This window comes from Bradyrhizobium sp. P5_C12, assembly GCF_054049735.1.
This window is the reverse complement of the sequence record NZ_JBFULU010000100.1, coordinates 1-6,216: the sequence shown is the minus strand read 5'-3', so window position 1 is coordinate 6,216 and position 6,216 is coordinate 1. Positions and strand designations below refer to the sequence as shown.

6 protein-coding genes are annotated in these 6,216 nt (G+C 57.7%); all 6 read left to right on the top strand.

The window, feature by feature from the left end; translation table 11 throughout:
* Positions 1–77 precede the first annotated feature (77 nt).
* Complete coding sequence (locus ACXJMY_RS37505; RefSeq protein ID WP_456624383.1) at positions 78–353, top strand: hypothetical protein; 276 nt, start codon at positions 78–80, stop codon at positions 351–353.
* A gap of 1 nt (position 354) precedes the next feature.
* Positions 355–1,323: an AAA family ATPase gene (locus tag ACXJMY_RS37500; protein WP_456624382.1), complete on the top strand. Its 969-nt coding sequence runs from the start codon at positions 355–357 to the stop codon at positions 1,321–1,323.
* A 323-nt stretch (positions 1,324–1,646) separates the two neighbouring features.
* A complete protein-coding gene (locus ACXJMY_RS37495) occupies positions 1,647–3,221 on the top strand; it encodes an N-6 DNA methylase (RefSeq protein ID WP_456624381.1) in 1,575 nt (524 codons plus the stop codon).
* Entirely contained in the window at positions 3,211–4,530 is a 1,320-nt protein-coding gene (locus tag ACXJMY_RS37490) for a restriction endonuclease subunit S (RefSeq protein WP_456624380.1), read from the top strand. Before ACXJMY_RS37495 ends, ACXJMY_RS37490 begins: the two co-directional genes overlap by 11 nt.
* Before the next feature lie 215 nt (positions 4,531–4,745).
* Positions 4,746–5,219, top strand: a complete 474-nt coding sequence (locus tag ACXJMY_RS37485) for an abortive infection family protein (RefSeq protein WP_456624379.1) — start codon at positions 4,746–4,748, stop codon at positions 5,217–5,219.
* A partial coding sequence (locus ACXJMY_RS37480; protein WP_456624378.1) for a type I restriction endonuclease occupies positions 5,216–6,216 on the top strand: 1,001 nt, incomplete at its 3' end. The genes ACXJMY_RS37485 and ACXJMY_RS37480, both read left to right, overlap by 4 nt.

Genomic DNA, 6,216 nt, shown 5'->3' with positions numbered 1-6,216 from the left:
ATTGATGGGCTTCGTCTCTGAAAGACTTGAGGTGCTCAAAATGTTTTTTGGCGAACTTCAGAAACCGGAGATTGCCTATGAACGACGACAAGCACCTCAGCAACCCGAACGGCGAACGATATCTGCGCCGGGCGGAAGCCGCCGCTTACATCACCGCAACCTACAACATCCCCTGCTCGCCGAAGACGCTGGCGAAGCTCGCCTGCGTGAGCAGCGAAGGCCCAGCATTTCGAAAGGCTGGTCGTTTCCCGCTCTACCCAGTGTCCGAGTTAGACGCCTGGGCCCGTCGCAAGGTCGGGCCGTTGATGAAGTCCACCTCCGTTGTTGCATTTGATGGAATGAAGGCGAACTGAAATGCTGTTTCCCCCAAAACCCGGCGAGAAGCCCGCTCCCAAGTGGAACGCACCGATCTGCCTGACCGAGTTCGCCAAGCTYAAGCTGCCGCCTCGTAAAACGTTGCTACACCCGATCCTGCCCGAGCGGGGTCTGGCGATGCTGTTCGCCGGTCGCGGGATCGGCAAGACGCACGTTGCATTGGGCATTGCTCACGCAGTGAGCTGCGGTGGAGAGTTCCTGAGGTGGAAGGCCGAGAAGTCCCGTCGGGTCTTGTACATCGACGGTGAAATGCCCCAGCAGGCTTTGCAGGAGCGCCTAAAGGCTATCCAGGCGGCCAGCGACCACGAGCCTGAAGCGGAGGCCTTCAAACTGTTCTGCATGGATCGGCAGCCTTTGGGACAGAGCATCAACCTCGCGGATAGGAAGCATCAAATAGCCCTCAAGCCTTTTCTCGATGACGTGTCATTCTTGGTGCTCGACAATATGTCGACGTTGATGAACGGAGGGCCCGAGAACGATGCTGAGTCGTGGGACTCGATGCAGGCCTGGCTGCTCCAGCTGCGACGACGAGGAGTGACAGTTCTGATCGTCCATCACGCGAGCCGAGGGGGCAATGCCCGAGGAACGTCGAAGCGCGAGGACGTTCTGGATACGGTGATCCAGCTCAAGCATCCGAGCGACTACAATCCGGCTGACGGAGCCCGTTTCGAGGTACATTTGACCAAGGCTCGGGGCGTCTTCGGGGAAGATGCGGCTCCCTTTGAAGCCACGTTGCAAACTGATCCGGAGGGGCGTGCCGTCTGGACGTGCGCCGATCTGGGGGAGGACGATGACGAGGACATGGAGCAGATCCTGACGCTCGCGAGCGCGGGAAACTCTGTCCGCGAGATCGCGACCCAACTCAAGAAGTCGAAATCTGTCGTGCACCGCATCCTGAAGGAAGCCAGGCAATCGAGACGCACCGAAGAGAGCGCAAGGCCGAACTGACGCAGCTCTCGTCCCCTGTCCCGCATCCCAGCGATTGGGACAGCGGGACAGAGGGACAATCACGATTTCCTCGGGTTTATTCGAATTTCTGACGATTTCCGCGCGAATTTTAAGATATTGATTCTACTACAAAATTCGTCAAAAACGGTCGAAACTAAAATCCTGCCTTTTATGCTAGGCAGGTTCTGGTTCGCCGATCGGCGCGGTCGGAGACAGTGGACGGCACTGCATCAGACTTTCGCAATGCTTGCACCGAAGAGCCCTGTCCACCAAGACAGGACGAATCGATTCGCATATCATCACATCGCAATTTGGGGGCGTAATTGGCCAAGGCTGCTCGTTCCAAGAAAAGGACCGAAATTCAAGAACGGCGCGTGGAGGACACGCTTTGGGCCGCCGCGGACAAACTTCGCGGGAACATGGATGCTGCTGAGTACAAGCACGTCGCGCTGGGCTTGATTTTTCTAAAGTACATCTCCGACCGCTTTCAGGAACGCAGGCAGCAAGCGTTGGCTGACCCTGAAGAGGTTGCTCTGGTAGATGAGCGAGACCTGTATGTTGGCGACAATGTCTTCTGGGTCCCGGAGAACGCCCGGTGGGATTACCTGAAGGCGAACGCCACTAGCACAGACCCCATGATTGGCGCGCTGATCGATAGGGCCATGCTCGATCTGGAGGCCGAAAACCACAGCTTGAGGGGCGTGCTGACAAAGAACTATGCCCGCGCCGAGCTGGATCAGACAAGGCTGGGCGAAGTCATCAAGCTGTTCTCAGATCTGACGTTCAAGGACGAGCACCATGGCCAGGACGTACTCGGCCGGGTCTACGAGTATTTCTTAGGTCAATTCGCCATAGCTGAAGGCAAGCGCGGGGGCCAATTCTACACCGCCGGCTGTGTCGTCCAATTGCTCGTAGAGATGCTCCAGCCGTTTAAGGGGCGCGTGTACGATCCCTGCTGCGGGTCAGGCGGCATGTTCGTTCAATCAGAGCGATTTGTTGAGGCCCACAATGGCCAACGCAATGACGTATCCGTTTTCGGCCAAGAGTCGAATCCCACGACATGGCGGCTGGCCAAGATGAATCTCGCGATCCGAGGCATCGAAGCGAACCTCGGACCTAAGTGGGCGGACAGCTTCCACGAAGACCTGCATCCTGGCCTTAAGGCAGATTTCGTTCTCGCCAATCCGCCATTCAACGATAGTGATTGGGGCGGCGAGCGGTTACGCTCGGGCGACCGTTGGCAATTTGGCGTACCGCCGGCCGGAAACGCCAACTTTGCCTGGGTTCAGCACTTCATCCACCATCTCGCACCCCACGGCTATGCTGGATTTGTTCTGGCGAACGGTTCGCTGTCCAGCCAAACGTCAGGCGAGGGCGATATCAGACGGGCCATTATCGAGGCCGACTTGGTCGACTGCATAGTCAGCCTACCAGGGCAGCTGTTCTTTACGACCCAGATTCCCGTCAGCCTATGGTTTCTCACACGCGACAAATCGAACGGTCTTGTGAGAGACATGAAACTCCGCGACCGACGACACGAAACGTTGTTTATTGATGCCCGCAATTTGGGTACAATGCAAAGTCGTACCCTCAAAGTGCTGACCGATACGGATATCGCAAAAGTTTCCAATCGTTATCACGATTGGCGGGAGACTGGCGGTCGCTACGCCGACGAGCCAGGGTTTGCAAAATCGGTCACGACAGACGAAATCGCGAGGCAGGGGTATGCGCTCACTCCTGGCCGATATGTCGGGACAACAGCCGCCGAACAGGACGACGAGCCCTTTGCAGATCGTATGGGCCGTCTAACGGCAAGTCTGCACGATCAGGTGGTCGAGGGAGGTCGTCTGGACGACCGCATCCGAAAAGCGTTGGCGCGGGTCGGCTATGGCTGGTGAGTCGCAATCCGTCGAGCAGCTTCAGGAAGCCGGCGTGCTCCTCGTGGAGGATGGTAATCATGGCGAATACCGGCCTCGACGCGAAGAGTTTGTGGGTGAGGGCACAGCCTTTGTCCGTGCAGCCGACCTCTCGGACGGAAGGGTCGACTTTGCCCGTTGTGAGCACATCAATGATGTGGCACTCGCACGTATCCGAAAAGGCATCGGGCGACCGAACGACATTCTGCTGTCACACAAAGGTACAGTCGGCAAGTTAGCGCTAGTCCCAAGCGATGCCCCACCCTTCGTATGTTCGCCACAGACAACCTTCTGGCGTGTTCTGAGCGACGGACGGTTGGATCGCCGCTACCTTTATGCGTTCATGCGATCGAGATTGTTCGAAACTCAGCTGGAGGCAGTGCAGGACGAGACTGATATGGCTCCGTACGTCAGTCTGACTGCGCAGCGCAGACTCAAGGTCTATCTTCCTGGATTGAAACAGCAGGTCGCTATAGGTGAACTACTTGGACTGTTGGACGAGAAGATCGAGCTGAATCGGTGCATAGCTGAAACGCTAGAGGCGATTACTCGGGCGCTATTCAAGAGCTGGTTCGTTGACTTCGACCCGGTCCACGCCAAAGCGGAGGGACAAGAGACTGAGCTTCCTGGTGAGGTCGCGGCTCTTTTCCCAAAGAGCTTCGGTGATGATGGCCTGCCCGTGGGATGGAAGCTCAAGCCGATTGCCGAACTATTTGAAATCAGGGCTGGCAATACCCCGAGAACTGAGAACGGCGCATTCTGGGACGGGACACACCAGTGGGCTACGCCCAAAGACCTGTCGGGGTTACGCACACCTGTGCTCCTTCGGACTAGTCGGCAATTGACGGATCAAGGACTCAACCAAGTCAGTTCAGGTCTTCTACCGCCCGGCTCATTGCTTCTATCGACCCGCGCACCGATCGGGTACGTAGCATTTACTACCCTGCCCACAGCAATTAACCAAGGATTCGCTGGGTTCGTTCGCAGCAACGTCAGTCCCGCGTTCGCCTGGATGTGGTGTCGGTCCAATATGGACGTCGTTATCGGGAACGCTTCGGGATCGACCTTTGCAGAGATCAGCAAGTCGGTGCTCCGAAGGCTCCCCATGTTGGCACCGACACAAGGTGTGCTCGACGCTTTTGGCGAGATTGCCGATCCCCTAGTCGACCGGGTAGTAGCGGCAACTAAGCAGATGCAAACGCTTGCGGAGCTGCGAGACACTCTCCTGCCCAGACTGATCTCCGGCGAACTGCGGATCAGCGACGTCAAAGCTCAAGTGTCGGCCGCGTGATGCAATACCGCCTTCAATCCCTACACGCTCTGATGGAGGCGCATCCCGACCGGGCGGAGCCTCTGCGCCGGCACGTCGAGGCGTTGGAACTTAGCATTGAGAGTCAGCCGGCATTTTGTCTCCAAAACGTTCGAACCTTGTTCGAAGCAGCCCATGCGACAATTGCTCCCCAACTCGGGGTGACCTTTTCCAAACATGACGGATTCCCCGTCCGCATGAAGGGTGTCATTGCTGCACTAGATTTCTCGGTGGCCAACCACCCCGACGCAGATAAGATCAACACTCACGTCAGAGAGCTGACGCGCGCCATCGAAGACATGGCGGTCGCCCTTGCAAAATTAAGTAACATCCCAAACCTGCGGCATGGCGGCTCACTTGACTGGGGTACGCTCGAGCGTCAGCACGCAGTCATGCTAGGCGGGCTCTGCGACACGCTGGTGAGCTTTCTATTCGACGTCGCATGGCGGCGCCCGACGGCGGCGGCAGAATCAGAGCCCTCACGATACGAGGACTTCGCTGCATTTAACGCCTCCCTTGATGACGACTACGAAGAAGTAGAGATTGCCCGCTCAGTATTCCAGCCTAGCAAAATTCTGTATCTTCTCGACAACACGCGCTACGAGTTGGCGCGGGTCGAATGGGAAACGGAGCAGGCTGCATCCGAACCGCGGGAAGGTGCCCTCGCGTGACCGACCTCTATCCCATCGCGTCCTCTGGCAGCGCCTTCGGCTTTCGGGAAGAGGCCGTTGAACTCGCCGCACTCTCCTGGTTCGACCTGATCGGCTGGAAGACTGTTCCTGGTGATCAGCTCTCACCAGATGGCCCAATGGGTGCTCGCACGAGCTACAAACAGGCGGTGCTCGAACCCGAGCTACGTAGCGCGCTGGCAACTCTGAACCCTGATGCAAGCCCAGCCACGATCGACGCGGCCGTTCGCACTGTACTGGCAACTCCTAGCCAGGATGTGATCGAAAACAATCGGGTCTTCCATCCGCTGCTCGCTTCCGGGATTCCCGTCGAGGTTAGCCAGGACGGCGAGACCCGAACGATCGGCTTGCGTCTGCTCGACCGTAGTGACCCGACAGCCAATCGGCTCCTGGTCGCAAACCAATTTATCATCCAGGGCGCCGATGAGCGTGATGTTGTGCGCGCCGACGTGGTGGTTTTCGTCAATGGGCTCCCGCTCGGCCTCCTGGAGCTTAAGAGCCCAACAGACGCACAGGCGACATTAGGGCGTGCACACACACAGCTTCAAAATTACCGAAGCAAAGTGCCGGAACTCCTGCGCTTCAATCAGGTACTCATCATTAGCGACGGCCTCCAGGCCCGAATCGGTTCGCTGACCGCGGGCCTCGATCGTTTTGCTCCTTGGCGCACAATCGATGGATCCACTCTCGACGATACGGGCAGATCTGAACTGGAGGTGCTTATTCGAGGCGTATTCGCTCCCGAGCGTTTCCTCGACCTAATCGTCGACTATATCGCCTTTGAGGTAGTTGATGGAGTTGTGCACTCGAAGAAGCTCGCCGGCTACCACCAATTCCACGCTGTGCGGAAGGCTCTTGCCTCCACGATTGACGCAGCGGGCGCTCGCGGGCAGCGTCGGGGCGGCGTGGTCTGGCACACGCAAGGGTCGGGAAAATCGCTCACGATGCTGTTCTTCGTACGCCAGCTCCAGCTTGCGAA